Consider the following 23944-nt stretch of genomic DNA (forward strand, 5'->3'; position numbering starts at 1 on the left):
CTCCCCCCCCCCCCCCCCCCCCCCCCCCCCCCCCCCCCCCCCCCCCCCCCCCCCCCCCCCCCCCCCCCCCCCCCCCCCCCCCCCCCCCCCCCCCCCCCCCCCCCCCCACAGTCGTTTCCGTGACGTTGCCTGATATATCTTCCCGAGGTATCTGCCCGCCCCGAGGACCCCTATCGCGGGGCGTAGCTATCCCTCTTCACAATTCACCTGCGTTGCCCCCTGGCTAGCGCCGGCTGGGTGGGCGCGCTGACCAAGTATAGCGCGCCCACCCAGCCTCACCTGCCCCTCGCTATTCACCATAAGCTCAGCACCCGTGCCGCCACATTCTGCTCGCATCGGGGATCGCGCTGCTCGCTCACCTATCGGTAAGGTCGGTACGTTCCACAAGATCCCCTCCCGCTCGCGTTGCGCGTAGGTCTATTATGCGTTGATTGGTTGACCCTCGGAACGGTAAATCTCGCTGATAGAGGCGCTGTATGAAAGGCCCGTCAACGAGGACGTCACACATCTGCAAAAGCTGCTGTTTATCCTCGGTTTCCTGGCATAACTGCTCGTAGGTGTAGCCAGACCAAATCCATATTGTTTTCTCCAGCCCGTACCGCGCCCGACATTCCCTAACAAGTGGAAGAAGGATCGGCGTGGCCAAAAAGGGTTCACCACCAAGGAGCGATAAACCGTGAACGTATGGCTGCGCGAGGTCAGCAAGAATCTGACTATGCACCTGTTGGCTAAACGGCTCACCGTAGCGAAAGCTCTGCGCCGCCTGGTTGTAGCATCCTGGGCAGGCAAAAGGGCAACCGGAAACGTACAGCGCACAGCGCACGCCTTCCCCGTCAACGAAACTAAATGGCTTGTAGTCAGCAATATATCCAGCACATAAGCGCCGCCCGTCCCACTGTTGGGGCATTGGGAGGCGAATCCCGTCGGCATTGCGCACAACCGGATCACTCACCACGTTCCCTCTTTTCTTCGCCGGATCGTCTGCCATTACCCAGGTCGTCGCGACTTTTCATTCTCCAGTATTTCTGCTGATTCGCCGCTACTGCCTGCAGGTTTCGTTCCGTTTACAGGCATTGCCTCGACCCGCCGCTAAACATGCATTACCATCAGTTGCCCAACCAGCTATCCGTCAGTTCGCCGTCAAACATCCCAGATCGTTGACGTGTTTAACACGCGCGGAGATCTCCTGATGCCGACCATGAACCATTGGGCGTTTGACAGGATTGCCGAGATACCCGCATGTACGCTTGACGACGTCACAGCGTTCCGGATCACTATTGCCACACTCTGGGCAGGTGAAACCGGCGGCCGTCGGGAGAAATTCTCCGTCAAATCCGCACTCATAACAGCGATCAATCGGCGTATTCGTCCCTAAATATGCCACTTTGTCATAGGCGTAATCCCACACGGCTTCCAGCGCCGCCGGATTACACGTCAGCTTAGGATATTCGCAATAGTGGATGAATCCGCCCTTGGCATACCGCGGATAGACTGCCTCGAAATCAATCTTTTCAAAGGGCGTGATCTGCTTGCGCACATCGTAATGGTAGGAATTCGTGTAGTAATCCTTATCCGTCACGTCTGCAATAGCGCCAAATTTTTCCTTATCCATACGCGCGAAACGATCCGTCAAGGATTCAGAGGGAGTGGAATACACCGAAAACCAGTACGGGCTATCCGCACGCCACTGCCTCGCATATTCATCTAGCCGGCGCACGATCTCCACGGTAAAGGCTTTCGCCTGCGGATTATTCTCCCACGTCGGCCCATAGAACATCGTCGCCGCTTCATATAAACCGATATATCCGATGGAGGCCGTAGCGCGTTGCCCGCGGAAAAACTCTGCGACGCTCTGCGATCCTTCAGGTGCGCGCTTGCCGAACGCACCATGTAAGTACAGGATCGGGGCGTTGGCGGGGATTGCTTCTTCGCACCGACGAATCCGGTAGCACAGGGCGTCGTGAACAATTGCCATCCGCTGCGCAAAAAGATCCCAAAACTGTGCCATATCGCCGCGCGCTTCGATCGCTATGCGCGGGATATTGAGCGTGACAACTCCCAGGTTCAATCGCCCGGCATTCACCAGCTCGCCACTTTGCGGGTCACGCCATTTCGGCAAGAATGAGCGGCATCCCATCGGCACCTTGTAATCTCCTTCGATGTCAACCAAGGTGTCATAATTCAAAACGTCAGGATACATACGCTTGGTTGAACATTCTAAAGCGAGCTGTTTGATGTCGTAGTTCGGGGAATCCGGTTCAAGATTGACCCCTCGGCGCAAACCAAAAACAAGTTTCGGGAAGATGGCCGTATGGCGGTCTTTCCCAATACCGGCAATGCGCACATTCAAAATTGCCTTCTGGATCTCTCGTTCAAAAACCGACGTTCCCAGACCGAATCCCAAGGTCACGAACGGGGTCTGCCCATTTGAGGAATACAGCGTATTAATCTCGTACTCCAAGGACTGCATCGCGTCATAAATATCCTTGCGCGTTTTCGTCATGGCGTATTCCTCGCGACGATCGGCCGCCACCCACTCCTGCGCATCTTTCATATGTTTTGCGTAGTTGAGTTCCGCGTAGGGGGCAAGGACTTCGTCGGTGCGATCAACTGAGCATCCGCCATATTGCGAGGAGGCCACATTCGCGATGATCTGAGCGACTTGGGCGGTCGCAGTATTGATGGACTTCGGGGATTCGACGCGGGCGTTTCCAATCTGGAATCCCTCTTTCAACATGCCGGCGATGTCGATAATGCAGCAGTTCGTCATGGGCTGGAAAGGCTGATAATCCAGGTCGTGAACGTGAATATCGCCTTTGATGTGGGCGTTGGCGACGTGAGATGGCAAGAGGTACTTCAAGGCATAGGCTTTTGCCACAGAACCGGCGGTGAGATCCCGCTGCGTATTGAATACGGTTGCATCCTTGTTGGCATTTTCATTTACGACAGTTTCGTCGCGGTGAAGCAATTTACCAACGGAATGTTGAATATCCATGGCTTGTTCGCGGGCAATATCGCGGTCGTGGCGGTACTCAATATAGGCGCGCGCCACCTCAGGATATGGCGAGGTCATCAGATAGTTTTCCACGGCTGCCTGTATGCGCGGGATGTCGAGGGTGTCAGAACCCAAAGATTGTGTTATTGCCGTGGTTGCTCGGCTGAGGAATTCGTGGTCCTCAATTCCTTGAGCGTTGAGGGCGGCTTCCATCGCGCGATATATCTTTGCTGGATCGAAAGCGACTATCCGCCCGTCGCGTTTACGGACGAGTGTGGTACTACGGACTGTCTGCACGGACATGAAGAACCTCCTCGTATCGGATCTGGGTGTCAACGCGAAAAAGGCGCGGTCTGCTCCGCGCATTATTTTCTGTGACCACTCCAGATAACACTAAATGTTGTGCCTAAATTTTTTGTGGATACCAGATATAGTATTCCGTCACATTGAGGATGTGGTGGACCGCGCCCAAGCGTGTTCCGCCACCAAACCGTATTTATCCCCCTCAACACATCCGCATTACAAGCCCGTGCGCCACCTCATCACGCGTGCCCCCCCCTGACAGGCAGCCCGTCTCACCCACGAAAATCACCAAATGGCAAAGCGCTGAATACCCGTCGTTAAACACCGTGCTGCCGAGTATCGCATTGCCGAACACTCATTTTCGCAGCTCACACTCCAGCCAATAACCGCGCTGAACACAACTTGCGACCACGTACTACCACGCCACCTGTAATCGCTACCTGTAATCGCCAACCGCCCAGCCAAAAACTAGCTACTCAACCACGTGACTACCGCGCCACATTAAAACCAGCAGAAGCCAAATAGCTCCCCTGCCACCACCCACCCACTGAGAACAGCTCGCCGCCCCTCCTAGCGATACACCAAACTCAGCTAGACGGAACCCATCTAGCCATAAGCACATAAGAGGAATCCCCTCCCAGCATGAAACCCACGGCACACCACACGAACACACAAGGCTCATGAAAAACAGCTATCCTCATAAACACAGCTCACCGTCTGCCATGAGCACGGCAGACCTTCGGCGTCATGACCACGCCACAACCTTCACCCCATCAGGCTCACCACCCAACACGAGGAGCACCCATGCCAGATCTAAACACACACGACGGCGATTCACTCCCCCTGCGAATCACCCACACTCAAGCCCTTGCCCTTGCCAATGCCGGAGCACAACTCCTTGACGTGCGCGAATCCGAGGAACGCCTCAACGGGCATGCCGCCCACGACACCCACATTCCGTTGGGAAATCTCAACGCACACACCGCCGCAACTCTCAACACCGAACATCCCGTGATCGCCTACTGCGCCTCCGGGCGGCGCTCCCAATACGCCGCAGCCATCCTGCGCGAATTAGGATTTTCGGCGTATTCCCTCGATGGTGGATTCGCAAGCTGGGCCCAAGCTGGCGGGCAATGCCTAGACCCAGCCGCCCAATAACCACAAGCCGTATAACTTACCCGCTGATAGCTCGATAACTGTTTCTCAGGCAGCTATTGAGCAATCTGGGCAGCGAGTTTACGTATAGCTGATAACCACTGTTGCCCTGTGCCTCGCCGCGCCACCAGAGCACCCAGCGATCCCGCAAACAGCCTCGCCTCCTAGTCTGCCCACAGTTCATGGCACAATAGGGGCGATGGCAGAATCCTCTCATAACTCACAGCATTCCTCCTCGTCTCGGGCACATAACCGACGACGAGCTGCTCGGCGATCCCGACGCCCGGCTACCACGCTGCCTGCGGCATCCGCGCAGGCAAACTCCCCCACATCCGATGCCCCCACACCCACGCCATCAGAATCTTCCCCCGCCATTTCCTCCACCACTTCCCCAGCTACCTCCACGGAAAAGCCGCCTGTTACCGCTGCATCGCGAGCGCAATCTCAACGCTCCACCTCTCGCTCCCGCGCCTATTCGCGCCCGCGCCGCCTCACCAACGAACACATCGCTGCCCGCCGCGCCGCCGTCCCCTCCCCTATTACCTATCCAGCAGAATTACCTGTCAGCGCCCGCCGCGCAGACATTGCCGAGGCCATCAAAAACAACCAAGTCGTCATCATCGCCGGCGAAACCGGATCAGGAAAAACCACCCAACTCCCAAAAATCTGCCTAGAGCTCGGTCGAGGCATCACCGGCATGATCGGGCACACCCAACCACGCCGTATCGCCGCCCGTTCCGTTGCCGAACGCATCTGCGCAGAACTCGGCGTCACCCTCGGGGAAAGCATTGGCTATCACGTTCGCTTCACCCAAGACGTCAGCCCCACGACACTCGTCAAACTCATGACCGACGGGATTTTGCTCGCTGAAACCCAATCCGATCCACTACTGCGCGCCTATGACACCATCATCATTGACGAAGCCCACGAACGCTCCCTCAATATCGACTTCCTACTCGGATATTTAGCGCGGCTCCTCCCCCAACGCCCCGATCTGAAACTCATCATCACCTCAGCAACCATTGACGCTGAACGCTTCGCCGAACACTTTGGCCAACACTGTGCAGGAGGAAAACCAGGACAGCGCGCACCCATCATTGAAGTCTCCGGGCGCACCTATCCAGTTGAGATTCGCTATCGCCCCTTACACGACCCAGATAGCGAAGAAGAACCCCGCGATCAAATCACCGGCATTATTGCCGCAGCCGACGAACTCATGGCAGAAGGCCCCGGAGATATTCTCGTCTTTCTCTCCGGCGAAGGCGAAATCCACGACACCGACCAAGCCTTCTGCGAAGAACTAGGCCCGCGATACCTCACTGCTGGAACGCACTCACGCGACCCACAGGCCGTCGAAATCCTCCCACTGTTCGCACGGCTCTCCGGCGCAGAACAACGTCGAATTTTTGCCCCACATTCCCATCGGCGAATCGTTTTGGCGACGAACATCGCCGAAACCTCCCTAACCGTGCCCGGAATTCGTTATGTTATCGACGCAGGAACCGCCAGAATTTCGCGCTATTCCCAGAAAACAAAGGTCCAACGGCTACCCATCGAACCCATCTCGCAAGCCAGCGCCAATCAACGTTCCGGACGCTGCGGGCGAGTTGCTGACGGGATCGCCATTCGGCTCTACTCTGAGGCCGACTACCAATCCCGCCCAGAATTCACCGAACCAGAAATCCTGCGAACCTCGCTGGCCTCAGTGATCCTCCAAATGCTCTCCATGCGTCTGGGATCAGTGAGCGAATTCCCCTTTATCGACCCACCACAACTGCGCGCGGTGCGATCCGGCCTGCAACTACTAGAAGAAATCGGGGCGATTCGTGGCGAACACCGCCTGACCCGCATCGGGCGCACTCTCGCCCAACTCCCCATTGATCCGCGCCTGGGGCGTATGCTCCTCGCCGCCGTCGATAATGGATGCGCCAGCGAAGTTCTGGTGCTCGTAGCCGCGATGAGCGTCCAAGATGTGCGGGAACGCCCAGCAGAATTTCGTGCCCAGGCCGATCAACTCCACGCGCGTTTCACCGAAGGCAGCTCAGATTTTTTGGCGTATTTGAACCTATGGCGGTATCTGCGCACCCAGCAACGCGATCTATCCGGTTCAGCTTTCCGACGGATGTGCCGTGCCGAATACATTAACTGGCTGCGCTTTAGGGAATGGCAAGACGTCGTTGACCAGCTTCGCCAACTCGCCCATCCACTCGGCATGAAACTGCGCCCGATCACCCTGCCAAGCCGCACCCAGATCACGCGCGCAGCACACGAACTCATCGACACCTCACACAACCGAGACGTCACCCATGCCGTTCACCAACTCGGGCAATCCCGGGATACCCCCGCTGCTGACGCCATCCATCAATCCCTCCTCGTCGGATTGCTCTCCAATCTAGGATCCTGGGATGACCGCGTGAAAGATTACGCGGGCGCGCGCGGCACACATTTCGTTATCTGGCCGGGCTCTGGGCTACACCGCTCACGTCCCGCCTGGGTGATGGCCGCTGAACTCGTGGAAACCTCCCGACTCTTCGCCCGAACCGTCGCCCGCATTGAACCAAAATGGATTGAGCAGGTGGCCGCCCATCTCATCAAACACCAATACTCTGAACCATTTTGGTCAACGAGATCTGGGGTGGCAATGGTTCACGAGAAAGCCACCATCTATGGGCTACCGATCGTGGCAGATCGCCACCGACTCCTATCCTCCGTCGGTACCGATGAGGCACGCCACCTCGCCCGCGATATGTTTATTCGGCACGGTCTGGTCGAAGGGCTGTGGCGCACCCACCACACATTCGCTGCCGATAACCTGCGAGCTTTAGAAAAAGCCCGCGATGTCGAGCAACGGCTACGGCGCACCGGCCTTGTTGCCGACGAGCTTGCGCAATTCACTTTTTTCGATGAACGCCTGCCAGAACATATCGTCTCGGGTCAGCATTTTGATTCCTGGTGGAAAAAAGAACAGCGGCGCTCCCCGGACCTGCTGACATTCACCCAAGAGTTCCTCTTAGGGAACACCGCCGTATCCGAAGAGGAGTTCCCAACCCACTGGGTATGCGGTGAATTCCGTCTGCCTATCGAATACACCTTCTCTCCCGGATCACATTCTGACGGGTTGACGATTGATGTTCCCGTAACGATTTTGCCGCAATTGCGCGATGACGGCTTTGACTGGCTCGTCCCTGGCATGCGTGAGGATCTCATCATCGCCACCATCCGGGCCTTACCGAAGAATATACGCCGACATCTGGTTCCGGCCCCCGATGTTGCCCGCGAACTAGCCCGCCGCCTTACCGCTCGGCCACATACCGGCGAGCCAGCCCCCTGCGACTTCCAACATGCCATCACCCAGGCGGTACGCGAATTGCGCCATATTGATATTGATCCGCAGGTGTGGAACGACGTCGTCATCCCGCCGCATTTGTGTATCCAATTCCGTATCCGTTCCGAACGTGGAGCGGTGCTCGACGAAGGCCCCTCGCTATCCTATCTGCAGCGCGCATTAGCCCCGCGCACCCGATCTGCTGTGGAAACCGTGGTGCGCGGCGCAGTTGCACAGGCCCTTGAAGAACAGCGCCAAGTCTCCTCGTCGGGCTCCTCAGATGCTTCAAAGGGGCTAGCAGCACTTCCCCGTATTCCGATGGACGAATTACGCCAATGGCCACAGGCCGACTCCTTGCCGCTTACGGTGGAAAGTCGTGACTCCTCCGGTGCGCCCGTGCGCGGCTATCCTGCCTTAGTAGATAATGGTGCTACCGCTAATAGCGTCAGTATTCGGGTCCTGACGGATCCTGCCCGCCAAACTCGCGACCATCGCCTCGGAATAATCCGGCTATTAGCCGCGGATCTGGCTTTACCTGACGCCCGAGTCAGCACGCGGTGGAACGGCACGCAATCCCTGCTTTTGGCAAGTACCCCCTATCCCACCACGGCTGAGCTGATCGCCGATATCCAGTTTGCCGCCTGCCGCAATATTGCCGATAAGTGGGGGCGGGAAAATCATCAGGGCATCGGAACTATCCGCGAGCGCAGCCAGTTTGAGGCATTGCGCAGTTACGTGCGGCTTCGCCTGGAAGATGAGATCTACCGTATCGTCAATATTGTTGCGAAAATTATGAGCGCCCTCAGCCAGACGGATAGTGCCCTACGGGCTCATTCCAGCACATCGATGCTCAACACGGTAACGGACGAGCGCGACCATCTGGCACAGTTGCTCTATCCAGGATTTATCTCGGGCACCCCAGAAGAATATCTGGCACATCTGCCCCGCTATATCCATGCTGCACAGCTTCGGCTCGCAAAAGCTGCCACTCAGCCTGATACCGATGACGAACTGGCCGATCATATTGACGAGATAACTGAGTTCGTTAACGAGCAATGCGCCCAGGCCCGCGAGGAATCCTATGACGCCCAACGCGAGCGCACGTGCCAGCAGGCGCAATGGATGATTGAGGAGTTGCGCGTATCCTTATTTGCCCAGCAGCTCGGCACTGCAATGAAAGTCTCGCCGCAACGGATCCGTAAGCTTTTTCGATAATATCGCGGCGATTGCACGCCAGCGGCACCTATTAGCGCTAGTGGGTAATGACGGAATCCGCTGTATGCGTGGCGGTCTGTAATATCAGGCTTTCAGGCTATATCTAGTGTTTTACCTGTAAATGGATAATAACCCTAGTGCCTATCGTAGATCCTGGCGGATATGTAATTACTGCGATTAGCCTAAGAACCCGATTATTCCCCCGAGGATTACTCCGGCGACCCAATTGAATATTGCCTCAGATGCGCAAACTACCACATACGTGTTACCTACTGCTCTACGCGATCGCTAACCGATCTAATTCACTACGCAGCGCCCTGCCCACTATGCACCGAAGCAAAACTCACAGCCCGTCTCGTTTTCATCGTCGCACCTATTGAGCCGATAGTTATTTCTCACCAGAGGCAGCCTCCCCCCTCTCAGGCTGCCATCTATCGCCCTACAGCCAGATGCATATTTCCTCATGTTTCCTTATTGTGCCGGCGGTGGTTCGGAAAGTAATTCGCCAACATCAATCCAGGCAGCACCGGCAGCCCATCCATCAATCGGCGCAATCCCCACCTGAGTCACTGTTTTTCCAGCCGGAACCTCGAACACAATATTGACGGGAACATTGTGCCAAAACACTGGATCACTGGTATCTAGAATCGGCTCCCAGATAATCCAATGTGCCCGAATAACATCTCCTCCATCGGTCACAGCAAAGGCGTTGAAAATTGTTGGCGGTAAGAAAGGGGCGAGATCCGCAGAATTGAGCATATCAATCCGAGCGGCCAGACGGAGATACCGCGCATCGCGATCAAGATATTGATAAGCCGGATCGTCACTCAAAGTACGCGCCGGAATATCGACGTAAAACGCCTTATCTATCGTCACCTGGAACGGCATTACTGGATCGCCCGCCGCATTCTTATCTAGGTTATCTACCGAAGAATCCGGCGTCGGGAATGTTATCGGAAAACCTAATGAGAAAGTCTTTCCCTCACGGTTAACTACCGGCACCGTCGCCTGCTTATCTCCTGATTTCGGTGAATTTTCGACCGACGGATCCGCCCCATTCGCTGCCGGATCATTTCCTGATCCAGATACTGCCGGTGAGGGCGAAGAAGAGGCAGAACTTGCTGCAGGATTATGAGCCGACGGCGAATCCGCACGCAGTTGCGGGCCACGCAAAAGCAACACTGCAATTACAACCACGATCCCAATGGCTGCTAATGCCCCACAGACAGCCAAAAGGGATCGGCGCCATCGCGTTGCCAGCGGGAGATTTTCTCTCATAATGACATCGCTCGCATTATCACAAGCATCAGGATGGTCATCCCAAACAGCCCGCCCCACCATTGCGCCGCAGCCCACCAGGGAGCGCGCTCAAGAGCACCTCGACGCATCGGCAAGGTCGGAGCACGGTTAGAGAGCAGACGCGGGTGGCGAAGGAGTTTCTCCCGTAGGGCTACCTGTTCTGGCGTCACCCGATCAATATTGGAGAGCTCTCCCATGCCTGGATGATCTTGTTGCAGCGCAATCAACGTGCCTACTCCAGGATCTTCTACCTCTCGCCCGGACTGCGTTTCCCGCAGCAAAATAACCGAACGGAAAGGGTCGCCGCCATCTACTGGAAGCACAACCACCGGAACTAACAACCCTCGATTTGCACCTTTGCGCACATAACGCGCATAGGGGCTCTCATCCGTGGCAAGCGTGCGGGCAATGACGGGAATAGGCTGCCCTTCGCCGTGCCCCGTCGGTATCTTCCACACCACAACAACCGCGATCACCAGCAGCATAAAGGGGAGAAAGGATATGCCAATCGCGGTAATAGATAAGCGCGAAGCAAATAGGAGGAATCCAAATAGCACGCCCAAGAAAGCGCCAATTGCCATCGCGGTGACTATCCGCCGAGCATGGTCAATCGGGCGATTAGCTGGGATTGTTCCCGCTTCGCCAATTCGTGCCACTAGATCCGTCTGCGATGCCATTGAGAATCCTCACTGTATCTATAACCGTTATCTTCCCTGGAATATCACCATTTTATCGACATACGACTGCGCATTAATAGCCCGCATGCCCCACCTTGGCAGCACATTTCATGATGGCATGAGCCACAGCGATGGCGTAACCTACAAGGCAAGGGAGGTAACGCTATGGCAGACACCTCCGTGGAGATCACGGAATACGCGCAATACGATGCGAAGAACCGAGGCGGGAAAGATCGCGCAGGCGCAGTTACGAATACGCCGACTGGCACGCCCACCGGCGCACGAAAGCTGACGTCTTCTCGCACTCGCTCCCGCTCAGCACGGCAACGATCCCAAATTCGCACCGCCTACACCATGCTCATCCCCTCATTTATCGGGGTTGGCCTGTTTCTAATGGTGCCCATCATCCTCGTTCTCCTCATCTCACTAACACGCTGGAACCTCATCTCTGATCCAGTGTTCGTCGGGGTTGAGAATTACCGCTCCATGTTTGAATCGCCAGGTTTTTGGAACTCTGTTCGCGTCACCTGCCTGTTCTCCCTCATCGCCATACCTGGAGCTATCATCATCGGATTGCTCATTGCACTGGGATTAAACCGGCGACTCCCCGGATCAACGATTTTGCAGGTCATGTACGTCATCCCCTGGGTGGCTGCCCCGCTCGCCCTGGGCATCGTCTGGAACTGGATGCTTGCCCCTTCCGGTTTCATTAATGAAATCCTCGGCACACACAGCGCCTGGTTAGCTTCAGAACGGACGGCACTGCCGGTAGTCGCTTTCGTGTACGTCTGGCAGAACGTCGGATATATTTCTCTATTTTTCCTGGCCGCCCTGCAATCTATCCCTCGTGACCTTTACGAAGCTGCGCAACTTGACGGCGCCGGCAAGCTACGCACGCTCTACTCTATTACGCTGCCGCTGATCCGCCCCACGACGTTCTTTGTCATGGTCACCTCGTTTATCTCTTCTTTCCAAGTATTTGACTTAGTTTACGGATTGACCGAAGGGCATCCTGGGTATCCTGGTTCAACAACCGACGTCATTGCCGCTCGAATCTACAGCGCGGCTTTCACCTCCCCGCAAATCGGAGAAGCCTCCGCTATGGCAGTGTTCCTCACCATCATTATTGTTATCGTGACGGTCCTCCAGCAGCGGTATTTCTCATCGCGCATGACCTATGAGATGAGCTAGCCATGAGTAATATGTCGAACACGTCCTCACATGCGCCCGCACCCTCAGCTCACCGTTCACCGCAATATGGGCGCGCGCCCCGAATGCGGCGCAAGAATTCGGTGTGGTCAATCGTCTTGACTTACGCCCTCCTTATCGGCGGAGCGCTTATCACTGTTATGCCGCTCATCTTTTCCATTTTGACGTCATTTCGTACCGAGGGCGATCTGATTACCCGCGGCGCTTTCTCTCTGCCTAGTACGTTCACCACGGAAAACTATCTCGCGTTATTTAGCGATCATGATTTCATCGTGCCACTTGCCGTCACCTTTCAAGTGGTTCTCGTGATGGTTATTGGGCAGTTCTTCTCCTCTATTTTGGCCGCTTATGCCTTTGCTCGTTTAGATTTTCCTGGACGCAATGTGCTGTTTTGGTCGTATCTAGCGACCATGATGATCCCTGCAGTGGTCACTATGATCCCACTGTTTTCCATGCTCTCCCAGTGGGGATGGCGCAATACTTTTGCCGGTATCGTTGTGCCGTTTATGCTGGGATCGCCCTATGCGATCTTCTTGTTGCGGCAAAATTTCAAGGCTGTTCCGCAGGAAATCCTTGACGCTGCTGAACTGGATGGCGCTGGCTTCTGGCGGCAGCTTCGCTCCATTGTGTTGCCAATGAATCGCCCGATCCTCGTCACCTTGCTACTCATTACGATCGTCACGCAGTGGAATAACTTTATGTGGCCGAAGATCATCGCCCCCAATAAGGAGTGGAACGTCTTGACGGTTGCCACGGCGAGCCTGCAATCGGAGCATTCGCGCAATTGGACGCTTGTCATGGCGGCCACTACGTTATCCATCCTCCCGTTGCTGGTGTTGTTTATTGTTTTCAATAAGCAGATCGTGCGCGCTATTGGAATCAGTAGCCTCAAGTAGCGAAAATATGGCGAAAAATAGCCATTTTCTACCGAGAATTATCTCAATGTGAAATATTCATCTATCCCTGAGAGCCGCATATCGCTGATAGGCTAATTCTATGGCGGGCACATCCGCCCTCACATAATGACGAAATCGGTATTTCCAGGGGGAAACTCATGAAGCGTTCACTGGCCTACGCTGCTGCTGGTCTAGCTACCGTCGGCATGGTCTTGGGCGCCTGCTCACCGGGCAGCAAGGACGACACGTCCAATAACAACGCGTCCGGCGGATCGCAGACGACCGTCACCTTCCGACTCTGGGACGAAACCGCCGTTCCAGCCTACAAAGAATCCTTTGCTGAATTTGAAAAAGCACATCCCGATATTCATGTCGAGATTCAACAAGTACCCTGGGGTGATTATTGGACTCAGCTCCCACTCGACATCTCCTCAGGCGATATGGCCGACATCTTCTGGGTAAATTCCTCAAACTTTGCCCTCTATGCCGATAACGGCAATCTCATCAACATCACTGAAGAACTTGGCACGGACCACGACGAATGGCAACAATCCGTCGTTGACCTATACACCCGTAACAAATCCCTATGGGGAGTGCCGCAGATCTGGGATTCCATCGCCCTGTTCTATAACGTCGATAAAGTCAATGCTGCCGGAGTGGACGTCAATAATTTGACCTGGCAGGTCGGCGCCGGATCAGGAGATACCCTACTGGAGGCTGCGAAGAAACTGACGATTGACGCCAACGGCAATAACGCCACCTCACCTCAGTTCGATGCCAATTCCATTAAGACCTACGGATTCAACGCCCAGGCAGATATGCAGGCAATCTACCTGCCATTCCTCTTTGAAAACGGCGGTCAATTCCAAGACGATTCCGATAAGTTCACCTTTGCTTCTCCAGCTGGGGTGCAATCCTTTGAGTATCTCGTCTCGCTGATTAACACCTACCATGTTGCGCCGCCAGCCGCGGAAACGAATACAAATGGCGACGTCACCCGCGACATGTTTATCCGTGGCGATCTAGCCCTCTTCCAATCTGGCCCGTATTCACTTAAGACGATTGCCGAAAACACCAAGACGAAGTGGGCATTAGCTCCTATGGTTGCTGGCCCGAAGGGTCGCCATTCCACCACTCATGGCGTGGTCGCCGTCGGTAATGCACAGACCAAGAATCACGACGCAACTGTTGAAGTGCTCAAGTGGCTTGGCTCTGTTGAAGGTCAAGCACCCCTGGGCAAGATGGGAATTTCTTTCCCCGGAGCTGTGGGTGCACAAGATTATTTCGTCAACTACTGGGCTAAGCAAGGCGTGGACGTGAAAGTCTTTATCGACGCGGCTAATGGTGGCAATGCGGTATCCCCGCATGGTCCAGACGTCAATGCGGGCACGCAGGCTTATACCAAGCGGCTGCTTGACGTATTCCTTGGCAGCGTTCCGGTAGCTCAAGGGCTATCTGAAGCTCAAGACCTAGGGAATGCGGCGATGAAGTAACCCTTATGCTGTGGCTTGATGGCAACGGATGGTAGCTATGGGAATCACCTCTCGCAGTTAATCTCCAACCCGTGCGCGAAAGCCCAGGTGAAACGAGCTGAAATTAGCTGTAAACCGCAGAGATCACCTCTTCGCTATAGCGCGGTCAGCAGCGGGCAATCACCGATCTATCAACAGGTAGCGAGCGATCAGAATCAGCTCTCAATACTGTTCACATAGGGATCCGCAATTAGCTTAGCCATCCGCAGCCATACTAAACCTCACGCGGGGCGAGTCCACTGGACTCGCCCCGCTTTCTTTGCCCTCGTATTTCCCCGCATCATCTCACGTCAGGTTTCTCTATATCTTCCCTAGATTGGCGCTCCCCTCCCGCATTACTAATGCACAGTAAAACGCCACCCGTTCACCCCAGAAAACACAAGACATACTCCGCGAATGTTCGCCCATGAAACTGGTAACAGACCGGCTTATACCCCTTAGCCAGTGGATCGTCTTAATACCCCCCTTGATAGCCCTATCGCCCCGCTTCGCTATGCTCCATCAAAATGTCACAGCCGAAAGTCAATGCCACAACCAAAGAGCCCAAGGGCACATCCGGCTCTAAAAAGATCGTCCTTTTCTTGCAATATGCAACGCAGATCAAGGCGCGCCACACAACCTAAGATCTAAAATGCGCCACAGCATCGCCGCACTCGCGCACAATTCCCAGTTAATTCACAGCTACAATCCCCTGCGCTCGCAGCAGATGTTCAGATTCACCTGGTTATCTAGGTGTTGGTAGAGCATACCGATACAGCAGGAGGGGATATCATGGCGCGCACCCGTCGTATTTTCGCCATGCTATGTATCGCCTCAAGCATGAGCGGATGTTCATATCTGGCCGCAAACGAACACCATCACGCTCCACACGCTGCCGCTATCGCTGATTCTTCACCATCTGCCTCTGCCATCACTTCAGATGAACCCTCCTCTGCTCATAATGGCGAATCCCCACAATCCTCTGATTCATCTTCGTTAACCGATCTCACTATCACTACCGAAAGCTCGCGCTCTACCACCTCAACGACGCTGGCGCCCACACCGGAGCAAAACACCAGCGGATACACCAGCTCGGCGTCAACATCCAACCCATTAACCGGCAACCCCACCGAGGTTAACGCGCGAACATTGGCGTACTGCCAGGCCCTCGCCCTGCGCAATATCACCGGCTATATCCAAGAAGACACCCTCGACGGTCAACTCGTCTCCCGCTCTCGCGTCAACACACATCCCCTCAGCGCCGAAATAGAATCCTTCGACGCCGCCGGTAAACGAGTGAACCACAGCGTGCTCAACCAGAACACAATTTTTGTCCAACACGGCACTAGCTGGGTGCAGGCAAGCGTGGATTCTCCGGATAAAAACCTGGCCTACCAAGCCACCATTCCGGCGCGATTTGAAACCTTACTCAATCCATCCGTCCGAGCCTCCGGCACAGATCCCGCGTTGACCTATCGCGTCACGGGAAAGAAAACCGTCAACGGTCAGACGATTTTCACCTTGACGCTTTCCCGCAGCAATGACGATGACATCCCGGATTCTGACGTCCATCTCGTTATCCGATCCGACTGTTTAGTTCTGCGCGCCGAATCCTCATACAATATCGACGGCGTGGATCATACCCGCGTCTCAACTACGCGAGATATTGATATCCCGCAGTACATTGAGATGCCCTCACAAGCAGCAGATACACAAAACAGCGCAGCGAGTTCTCCGAGCCTATCCCGCTAGCTTTCCAGCCGATCACCTGCCAAATCGTCATCTTGCCGGATCTGCTTGATTGCCAGAAATGTAGAAAACCGCCCTGGCAGAGAATCGACCTGGCATACCGAGCTTCTACCAAAGTATGCGGGCTACACCAGACGTTGCTACGCGAAATATCGCTAAGGCACGTCTGCTACTAACTCTCGAAGTGCGCAAACCTCTTCGCTCTGCATGCGATCAGCCCGCGCTCCATACAGCTTCCCGCCTGATCGCCAATAATCCTCCGCCAGAAAGCGAGCAATACGTTTATGGGGGAGATTTCCTTGCCCGCATCGCATCGCCGCTAGGAGCGATCCGGCATACTCGCAATAAACTCCACAATCCCTTGTGCTCCACGTTCTATCACCCCATAGGTGTGATAGAAGTCGGTCACGCCGCCGTACCACGGATCTGGCACATCATAATGCCCATCAGAGGAATAAAAATTCGAATAACGCTTCGCTGAGCGCGCCTCGCGATCCTCCGCCAGCACACCACCCGGACCATACGCCCCATAAGGAGCAATCGCGCAGGTCCCGTCAAATTCGCGCCATAGGTGAATCTTGCCAAGATCCTGATTGATCTCAGTCAGCCGCGAGCGCAGCGAGCGGGCATGGCCAACCGTCAGAGCGAGAATCAGATCTGCCTGCCGCAGTTCCTCATCCGAAACGCGGTGCGCGTAATGATCCGCGGGCACCTCATGCCCACGCTCCCGCAGCACCTGCCGTGCCCGCGGATCAATCGGATTGCCGCTTTCCTCTGCCGACACCCCGGCAGAGGAAACCTCAACATCTGTTATCCCCGCGGCAGCGAGCTGATCGCGCACCACAATCTCCCCCATCGGCGAGCGGCAGATATTGCCGGTACACACCACGAGCACCCGATAGGTCATGAGATTAGAAATCCCAGTCTTCGTCTGTGGTTGCCTCAGCCGTACCGATCACGTACGACGAACCAGAGCCGGAGAAGAAATCGTGATTCTCGTCTGCTCCGGGCGAGAGCGCCGCCAAGATAGCCGGATTCACCGCGGTATCACTCGGCGGGAACAGCGCCTCATAACCCAAGTTCATCAAGGCTTTATTGGCGTTGTAGCGCAAAAACATCTTGACGTCTTCCGTCAGCCCCATCGGATCATACAAGGACGCCGTGTATTCTTCTTCGTTCTCGTAAAGATCTTCGAGCAAAGTGAACGTGTAATCCTTCAGTTCCTCCCGACGCTCCGGTGAAGCCTGACGCAGGGCAACCTGATACTTGTACCCGATGTAGTATCCGTGGACGGCCTCATCGCGGATGATTAACCGAATGAGATCCGCCGTATTCGTCAGCTTCGCGTGGGCGGACCAATACATCGGCGCATAAAAACCGGAATAGAACAGGAATGATTCCAGCATGGTTGACGCAACCTTGCGCTTTTCCGGATCGTCGCCATGATAGTAGCTGAGAATAATTTCCGCTTTCTTCTGCAAATACTCATTCTCTTCCGACCAGCGGAACGTCTCTTCAATCTCGTCAGAGGAGATCAAGGTCGAGAAAATCGACGAATAGGACTTAGCATGTACAGACTCCATAAACGCAATATTGGTCAACACTGCTTCTTCGTGTGGCGTCACCGCGTCCGGAATAAGAGAAACCGCGCCTACCGTCCCCTGAACCGTATCCAACAGCGTCAATCCGGTAAATACGCGAGTAGTCATCTCTTGCTCATGCGGTTTGAGCGTATTCCACGACTGAATATCATTCGACAGCGGAATTTTCTCCGGTAGCCAGAAATTAGCTGTCAGACGATCCCATACCTCTAAATCTTTATCGTCTTCAATTTTGTTCCAGTTGATCGCTTCTACCGCACGATTCTGACGAGCCATCGCTACCCCTTATCTCGGACGTGTATTACGCACATCGACCACTACCATCGCCACATTCAAAAGTGACCCGTGCCCATCATCTCACGACTGACCCGCACCCCGCACCATTGATCCACCCACGTCACATCATCATCGCCACAACACGCGCATAACTCCACACGTAATAGCCGCCACCCTCCCCCGCGAGTATGGCGCATCGCGTCGCCGTCCATAATAATGTGTACCTCATGACCGCAACGCACGACGCTATCCAGCCGCTTTCCCGCCGTTACCATGGCCGAATTGACGGCTTGGATCTGGCCCGAGGCCTGGCAATTCTCGGTATGATATGGGTCCATGCTGGCCCGATGATTGATGGGGCATATTGGCCGACGCTACTGGCAGAGATTCCCTTTGGCCGCTCCTCAGCCCTTTTTGCCTTATTGGCTGGCGTGTCGTTGTCGATTATGACGGGACGCAATGTGCCCTACACCGGCGAGCGTCTACAGCACGCACAACTGCGTATCGTAGGGCGCTCCTTAATGTTGCTCGTCATCGCCGGAATTTTAGATCTGTTCCAAACGCCAATCTTGCTGATCTTAGGCTACTACGCCCTGTGGTTCCTGATTGCTTTGCCCTTCACACGCTGGTCAGCAGGAAAACTCTTTATTGCCGCCGCTCTCCTAGCCGCTGTCGGTCCGACGCTACACGTCTATCTCAACGTCATACTCACCCGCAACGACATGTTGGGCAGTGGTGGTACCAACGGAATCATACTTGACGTCCTCATCACGGGCCTATATGCCGGTGTTGGATTCATGGTGTACGTCCTCGCCGGCATGGGGATCGGCCGTCTCAATATCACGCATCGGTTGGTGCAATGCCTATTAGTCATCATTGGAACTATCTGCGCCACCGTCGGTTATGGCATTTCGTGGCTGGCTACCCGCTATCTCGAACCCGCTATTGATTTTGATACGCTCAATCTTTCCTCCCTCAACAGCTCTGGCAGCCTGGGGAGTTTGGCAAGCGGAAGTGGCGCAAGTTCTGCTATGCCAGATCTTGGCTCTGGGGTTTATCCACCGTCTTTTCCGCCTCACAACGCCAATATCCTGCAGCGAATAGCTTACGATTTTCAATCCATCATCCACTATGCATCGGATATTTTCCGACCTGGCCCGCTCTCACCTGCACCAGATATTCCTGTTGACCCGACGGGAGATTCCTCATGGAAAAAGCTGCTGTGGGATGGCAGTGCTGATAGCTTAAATCTGCCGGATCCCACCTGGGCCGATTATCTGCACGGTAGCCCACACTCCAATACAATCACTGAGGTTATCGGCAATCTCGGGGTGACAATGGCTGTGCTCGGGCTATGCTTACTGATCGGCTTCCTAGCTCGTTCAGTGCTGTTACCTGTTCGAGCCCTTGGTTCTATGTCACTGACGGCGTATTCCCTACACGTCCTTCTCATCGGTTTTCTTCCCGCAGAAATGATGGGATTCAGCGCTGCAGAATTCCTCGTCGTTGGCGGGCTGGTTCTAGGATTCGCTCTCGCCTGGAAACTCTTTGGGATAGCGCGCGGGCCGCTGGAATGGCTGATGTGGAGGTTCTCCCTGTGGTTTGCTCGGCCTGCGCTAAAGCATGAGGAAACTGGACCCATCCCAGCTCAGGATGCGCACCCAGTTCGAGATCCTTCCCCCATTCACATTCAGGAGCAATTCTCGACTCCGGTTCCGTCTGTCCGGTAGCTACAGCAGAAGCAGGAGCAGGAACTCTCTTCGCCAACGCGCTAACGGCTAATCCCCGCTCCCCAGCGGTACCGCCCGCACTTTTCACCCGCAGCCGTGACGAGCAACGGGCAAGCCTTAAAACGGCTAACTCCTACTGGCCAACAAAAGTGTCGAACTCATACCCAACAAACGTAGAGTTACCGCTCGTTCCCCGCCTCTGACACATCTGCGCCAGTACCATCCTCGATGCCTGGCACATGCTGCGAAGGATCATTTTCTCCTGCCCATTTGCGACGGCTACGTTCATCACCGATGACATTTTCCCGTCGGCCCAATAATCCAAGAGCGGCAATGCCGAACAGCAGATACGTCACGCCCTCTGCAAATAGACCCACCCCAATACCTAACTGGGTGCTGAACCACGACCATTCTGGGCGCATGAATAAGGCAGCCGCCGCAGCAATCGTCACGGCCGTCGCGAGAACAGAAATAATCAGCATCGCCCCGTTATGGCGCAAGAGGCGCGGCCAAAGCGTCATATTAGATAGCGAATCCAAAATCAGTAGCCCGGCGGCAACGAGAATCAGCGCGTCAATCGCGAACTGCAGCCGCACAATCAGGAAAATTCCAATAATGAGCAGGACTGCGGCGATGACAAAACCGGCGTTGGAGCTACCTGATTCCGCGTCGTTTCTCGCCCGTAATGTGGAGATTGCCAGCATACCGGCACGCAACAAGACAATCGCGCCCAAGGCAATGAAAATCGTGTCGAGCGTTGACTCCGGACGGGCAATGACGAATACCCCCAGAACGATCATGACAATGGCAAGCGGTAACGCCATCCAATGCCACGTCCAGTTCTCCTTCTTCCGCTGTAGCTGTTCGCCTGGCATGTGCTGTCCTCTCCGTCGATACCTGAACAGATTACTCTGAGGAATACTATGCCACGGGTACCGACGCAGAGCTAGAGCTTACAACATGCAAGAAACACAGCCGGCAACTTCAGTGCCTTCCAAGGCCGCCTGACGGATACGCATGTAGTACAGCGTCTTAATCCCTTTGCGCCACGCGTAAATGTAATTGCGGTTTACATCGCGCGTGGTAACCGTATCGGGATAGAACAGCGTCAGGGATAGCCCTTGGTCGATGTGCTGAGTTGCAACGGCGTAGGTGTCGATAATCTTTTCCGGCCCGATTTCGTAGGCGTCCTGGTAATATTCCAAGTTTTCGTTGGTCATATAGGCCGCCGGATAGTACACACGTCCCAGCTTGCCTTCCTTACGAATCTCAATCTTCGACACGATTGGATGAATTGAGGACGTGGAATGATTGATATATGAGATGGAACCCGTCGGCGGAATGGCTTGCAAATTCTGGTTATACATGCCGTACTTTTGCACATCATCCTTGAGCGCCCGCCAATCGTCCTGGGTGGGGATATGAATATTGGCAAACAACTCCCGCACCCGATCATATTGCGGGACCCATTCCTCGTTAATGTACTTATCAAAATACGCACCCGAGGCATAGGCCGACTTTTCAAAGCCCTCAAACTTCTTGCCACGTTCCTGTGCCAATTGCATTGAGGCACGAATCGCATGATACGTCACGGTATAGAAGTACATATTGACGAAGTCCAAGGCCTCTGGCGAACCGTAGAAAATCCGCTCCCGCCCCAGGAAACCATGCAAGTTCATCTGACCAAGACCAATCGAATGAGACATATCATTGCCCCGCTTGACCGAGGGCACAGATTCAATCGACGTCTGATCGGATACTGCCGTCAGCGCGCGAATGGCCGTGTTGATCGTCGCTCCGAAATCCGGTGAATCCATCGCTTTCGCGATATTCATTGAACCGAGGTTGCACGAAATATCCTTACCCACATGCGCATACGACAAATCCGCATTGAGCTGTGAGGCTTCAGAAACCTGCAAGATTTCCGAGCACAAATTCGACATGGTAATCCGGCCGTCAATCGGATTAGCGCGATTAACCGTATCTTCAAAAATGATGTAGGGGTAGCCAGACTCAAACTGGATCTCAGCTAAGGTCTGGAAGAAATGACGAGCATTGATCTTCGACTTGCGAATACGCTTATCGTCAACCATTTCGTAGTACTTCTCAGAAATGGAGATCTCAGTAAACGGAACGCCGTAGACCCGCTCAATATCGTAAGGGGAGAACAGGTACATATCCGCGTTCTGCTTCGCCAGCTCAAAAGTAATATCTGGGATGATAACCCCTAAAGAGAGCGTCTTGATGCGGATCTTCTCGTCAGCATTCTCACGCTTAGTATCCAAGAAACGCATAATATCTGGATGATGGGCGTGCAAATACACCGCTCCAGCTCCTTGGCGAGCGCCGAGCTGATTGGCATAGGAGAAGGAATCCTCCAGAAGTTTCATCACCGGATTAACGCCAGAGGACTGGTTTTGAATCTTCTTAATCGGTGCGCCCTGTTCGCGCAGATTCGACAGATTCAACGCCACGCCCCCGCCGCGTTTCGACAGTTGCAACGAGGAATTAATGGCTCGGGAAATCGACTCCATATTGTCCTCAATACGAAGCAAGAAGCAGGAGACGAGCTCCCCGCGCGCCATCTTGCCCGCATTAAGGAAAGTCGGGGTTGCCGGCTGGAAACGCCCAGAAATGATCTCATGCATCAACGACATGGCCAGCTTCTCATCGCCAGCCGCGAGCGTCAGAGCAACCATGCACACCCGATCCTCATACCGCTCAAGGTAGCGAGTGCCATCAAAGGTTTTTAGCGTGTAGGAGGTGTAGTACTTGAATGCGCCCAGGAACGTAGGGAAACGGAACTTATGCGCATAGCAGGCCTTGAACAGCTTTTTAATGAAAGAAAAGGAATACTGATCCAAGATCGCTTTCTCGTAGTAGCCCTCAGAAACCAGATAATCCATCTTTTCTTCGAGATCATGGAAATAGACGGTGTTCTTGTTGACGTGCTGCAGGAAATATTGACGAGCTGCTAGCCGATCTGCGTCAAACTGAATCTTCCCCTCGTCGTCATAGAGGTTCAGTTGTGCGTTGAGCGCGTGGTAATCCAGCGCTGGATCCATGAACTCTTCGCCAGTATCCGTCAAAGTTGTTTCCAAAACTGTTCCAATCCATCACGAACTGTGGTCACGTCAGCCGGCGTCCCGAGCAGTTCAAATTTATACATGTGGGGGACGTGTGTTTTCGCGGCAATAATATCGCCAGCGCGGCAATAGCCTTCACCAAAATTGGTGTTCCCCCCAGAAATCACACCGCGAATCAGTGAGCGATTGTGCTCATCATTGAGGAATTTAATAACTTGCTTGGGGACTGCCCCACGGATCGTTCCGCCGCCATACGTGGGGACGATCAGCACATACGGCTCATTTACGCGCAGCGGCTCGTCGTTTGCATGCAAGGGGATGCGCTCATTGGGGAAACCTAATTTCTCAACGAACCGCTTAGTGTTGTTCGTCGTTGAGGAGAAGTACACGACGTGGACCATCGTATTCTCGCTTTCCCGATTGTTTTTGCGCTGCCCTGCTGTGTTGGTTCGGTTGGGCGTATCGGGGCGGCGCTGTGCCGCCCCGAACCCGCCGACCTTCCGTTCTTCGGCCGAAACCTCGACAGTCTGCTCTACCGTGAGGGGTTTAATCATGTCTGGGCGGTATCCAGCCCAGTGATCGCCATTAGCAAAGACGACGGGAGCCTGCTGATAACCCAGCGCCTTGACAGTTGCCAGGGCTTCAGCATCCTCCACCAAATCGACTTCGGTGAACGAAATGCCTCGCTTGACCAATGCGCGCTTCGTAGCGTTGCACTGGACGCAGTTGGGCTTTGTGTACAGCGTTACTGCCATCGCAATACTCCTCGAAACTTCCTGCCCTATTGGGCTTCACGGGATACGCCAATAAACACTACACCTAGTGCCACATCAATCTAGCACCACTAGATAGTGTGTTTTTGGCGTGTCTGCCACACTTGGCAATCATCCCCTCTTTTCACATGTGGAAAGCCTGTG

General features: G+C 54.7%; 17 protein-coding genes and 1 pseudogene. 7 read left to right on the forward strand and 11 right to left on the reverse strand.

Features of this window, described 5'->3' with window-relative positions:
- Positions 1–355 precede the first annotated feature (355 nt).
- Both nrdG and nrdD read right to left on the reverse strand, forming a co-directional pair.
- The gene (gene nrdG / locus ACLHIL_RS08030) at positions 356–988 is read right to left on the reverse strand and encodes an anaerobic ribonucleoside-triphosphate reductase activating protein (protein ID WP_411297441.1); all 633 of its coding nucleotides are present in this window, start codon (positions 986–988) and stop codon (positions 356–358) included.
- A 141-nt stretch (positions 989–1129) separates the two neighbouring features.
- Positions 1130–3298, reverse strand: a complete 2169-nt coding sequence (gene nrdD, locus ACLHIL_RS08035; RefSeq protein WP_411297442.1) for an anaerobic ribonucleoside-triphosphate reductase — start codon at positions 3296–3298, stop codon at positions 1130–1132.
- 804 nt (positions 3299–4102) lie between these two features.
- Between nrdD and ACLHIL_RS08040 the strand changes: the two genes are divergently transcribed.
- Complete coding sequence (locus ACLHIL_RS08040; RefSeq protein ID WP_411297443.1) at positions 4103–4456, forward strand: rhodanese-like domain-containing protein; 354 nt, start codon at positions 4103–4105, stop codon at positions 4454–4456.
- A 196-nt stretch (positions 4457–4652) separates the two neighbouring features.
- A complete protein-coding gene (gene hrpA, locus ACLHIL_RS08045) occupies positions 4653–8993 on the forward strand; it encodes an ATP-dependent RNA helicase HrpA (protein ID WP_411297444.1) in 4341 nt (1446 codons plus the stop codon).
- Between the two features lie 471 nt (positions 8994–9464).
- Here the strand turns inward: hrpA and ACLHIL_RS08050 are convergent, their stop codons facing one another.
- Positions 9465–10271 (reverse strand): hypothetical protein, encoded by an 807-nt coding sequence (locus ACLHIL_RS08050; RefSeq protein WP_411297445.1) that lies wholly within the window; start codon positions 10269–10271, stop codon positions 9465–9467.
- Complete coding sequence (locus tag ACLHIL_RS08055) at positions 10268–10969, reverse strand: hypothetical protein (protein ID WP_411297446.1); 702 nt, start codon at positions 10967–10969, stop codon at positions 10268–10270. The genes ACLHIL_RS08050 and ACLHIL_RS08055 overlap by 4 nt, the downstream gene beginning before the upstream one ends.
- 165 nt (positions 10970–11134) lie before the next feature.
- Between ACLHIL_RS08055 and ACLHIL_RS08060 the strand changes: the two genes are divergently transcribed.
- From ACLHIL_RS08060 to ACLHIL_RS08075, 4 genes are all read left to right on the forward strand, one after another.
- Positions 11135–12160 carry a carbohydrate ABC transporter permease gene (locus ACLHIL_RS08060; protein ID WP_411297447.1) on the forward strand — a complete coding sequence of 342 codons (1026 nt, stop codon included), beginning with the start codon at positions 11135–11137 and terminating at the stop codon, positions 12158–12160.
- A 2-nt stretch (positions 12161–12162) separates the two neighbouring features.
- Positions 12163–13074: a carbohydrate ABC transporter permease gene (locus ACLHIL_RS08065; RefSeq protein WP_411297448.1), complete on the forward strand. Its 912-nt coding sequence runs from the start codon at positions 12163–12165 to the stop codon at positions 13072–13074.
- Positions 13075–13232: 158 nt separating this feature from the next.
- Positions 13233–14567 carry an ABC transporter substrate-binding protein gene (locus ACLHIL_RS08070; RefSeq protein ID WP_411297449.1) on the forward strand — a complete coding sequence of 445 codons (1335 nt, stop codon included), beginning with the start codon at positions 13233–13235 and terminating at the stop codon, positions 14565–14567.
- Between the two features lie 810 nt (positions 14568–15377).
- Positions 15378–16337 carry a hypothetical protein gene (locus tag ACLHIL_RS08075; protein WP_411297450.1) on the forward strand — a complete coding sequence of 320 codons (960 nt, stop codon included), beginning with the start codon at positions 15378–15380 and terminating at the stop codon, positions 16335–16337.
- A gap of 316 nt (positions 16338–16653) precedes the next feature.
- On the opposite strand, the gene ACLHIL_RS08080 is transcribed toward ACLHIL_RS08075, so the two are convergent.
- From ACLHIL_RS08080 to ACLHIL_RS08090, 3 genes are read right to left on the reverse strand one after another with little or no spacing between them, the layout of a single operon-like run.
- On the reverse strand, positions 16654–17241 hold the full coding sequence (locus ACLHIL_RS08080) for a low molecular weight protein-tyrosine-phosphatase (protein WP_411297451.1): 588 nt from the start codon (positions 17239–17241) through the stop codon (positions 16654–16656).
- Positions 17242–17245: 4 nt separating this feature from the next.
- Positions 17246–18211: a class 1b ribonucleoside-diphosphate reductase subunit beta gene (nrdF, locus tag ACLHIL_RS08085; RefSeq protein WP_411297452.1), complete on the reverse strand. Its 966-nt coding sequence runs from the start codon at positions 18209–18211 to the stop codon at positions 17246–17248.
- A gap of 56 nt (positions 18212–18267) precedes the next feature.
- Positions 18268–18453: a hypothetical protein gene (locus ACLHIL_RS08090; protein ID WP_411297453.1), complete on the reverse strand. Its 186-nt coding sequence runs from the start codon at positions 18451–18453 to the stop codon at positions 18268–18270.
- On the opposite strand from ACLHIL_RS08090, the gene ACLHIL_RS08095 reads away from it, so the two are divergent.
- Positions 18439–19941: a heparan-alpha-glucosaminide N-acetyltransferase domain-containing protein gene (locus ACLHIL_RS08095; protein WP_411297454.1), complete on the forward strand. Its 1503-nt coding sequence runs from the start codon at positions 18439–18441 to the stop codon at positions 19939–19941. The genes ACLHIL_RS08090 and ACLHIL_RS08095 overlap by 15 nt on opposite strands.
- Before the next feature lie 179 nt (positions 19942–20120).
- Here the strand turns inward: ACLHIL_RS08095 and ACLHIL_RS08100 are convergent, their stop codons facing one another.
- From ACLHIL_RS08100 to nrdH, 4 genes and pseudogenes are all read right to left on the reverse strand, one after another.
- Positions 20121–20816, reverse strand: coding sequence for a DUF308 domain-containing protein (locus tag ACLHIL_RS08100; RefSeq protein WP_411297455.1), 696 nt, complete (start codon positions 20814–20816; stop codon positions 20121–20123).
- Between the two features lie 78 nt (positions 20817–20894).
- Complete coding sequence (gene nrdE / locus ACLHIL_RS08105; protein ID WP_411297456.1) at positions 20895–23042, reverse strand: class 1b ribonucleoside-diphosphate reductase subunit alpha; 2148 nt, start codon at positions 23040–23042, stop codon at positions 20895–20897.
- The gene (gene nrdI / locus ACLHIL_RS08110) at positions 23027–23428 is read right to left on the reverse strand and encodes a class Ib ribonucleoside-diphosphate reductase assembly flavoprotein NrdI (protein ID WP_411297466.1); all 402 of its coding nucleotides are present in this window, start codon (positions 23426–23428) and stop codon (positions 23027–23029) included. Before nrdI ends, nrdE begins: the two co-directional genes overlap by 16 nt.
- Before the next feature lie 135 nt (positions 23429–23563).
- Positions 23564–23782, reverse strand: a pseudogene (gene nrdH, locus ACLHIL_RS08115) (glutaredoxin-like protein NrdH); the annotation flags it as partial.
- Between the last annotated feature and the right edge of the window lie 162 nt (positions 23783–23944).

The organism is Trueperella sp. LYQ143, assembly GCF_046599595.1.
Lineage (GTDB): Bacteria > Actinomycetota > Actinomycetes > Actinomycetales > Actinomycetaceae > Trueperella.